Here is a 934-nt window from a genome sequence, read left to right as displayed (position 1 = left end):
TAAGTTAGATACTGCCAAACCAATGGCTGCTGCTTGTCTTGCTTCTTTCCGGACATCTTCAACCGCATAACTTAACGTCTCAAACTTCATATCTGTATATGATTTAGACTCATCAACAGCATGATTTACCGTACTACTAACATGATCATCCATGTACTTTTTCGCATCATCAAGAACTACCTTCATCTGCTGTTCAGTATAATCATGCAATTGACTTCCATTGACTGCTTCCTTCGAACCACTTTCTATACGACCATCAGAGACATTGTCTATCAATACTGGATCACTTTCATTTCCACCTAACAACGTGATTTTATTGCTCTTATGTCCTTCACCATCTTGATCATACTTAACAACACCGTTCGTAACCGTACTTTCAATATTTTGTACTTGCTTATCAATATTACTTACTTGATTTTCAACTGCGGTAACCCTCTCATTCGTCTCAAAAAGCTGACCGCCATTCACAGCATCCTTCGAGCCCGCTGAAACTGTACCATCCGATACATGCGTAATCTTGCTGTCTTTACCTGCATGACCGGCAGTATAAGCTCCTTCTTCCTCATTCCAATTTAAACTGTTCGACGAAACATTTTTGGCTACAGTATTAATGCGGTCGTTGATACTTGACATACTGCCATTAACACCTTCAAAAGCAGACGCAACATTATCATAGACCTTCTTATCACCCGCGCTACCATCCAATTTAAATTGCGAAACTTGAAATGTTGGAGCGGTCCATGCACCATCTTTATACCCAGCACCTCCTCCAAAATACAATGCTAGCGTCTGGCTGAGCTGATAGAGCTGCGAACCATTAACTGCTTCCATCGAAACTGCTGAAAGCGCTCCATCTTTTACACCAGAAAGAGTCCGTGCAACACCATCACTATTTGCAATACTGATGCTTGTTCCATCTTTCTCACCACCAATC

General features: G+C 41.3%; 1 pseudogene. It reads right to left on the bottom strand.

Annotated features, from left to right (window positions below):
• Positions 1-934: pseudogene (locus tag GQO39_RS08710) on the bottom strand (Vomp family autotransporter); the annotation flags it as partial.

This window comes from Bartonella refiksaydamii (assembly GCF_902652675.1).
Classification (GTDB): Bacteria; Pseudomonadota; Alphaproteobacteria; order Rhizobiales; family Rhizobiaceae; genus Bartonella; species Bartonella refiksaydamii.
Note: the sequence above shows the minus strand (reverse complement) of the source record. Positions and strands in the feature narration are given on the sequence as shown.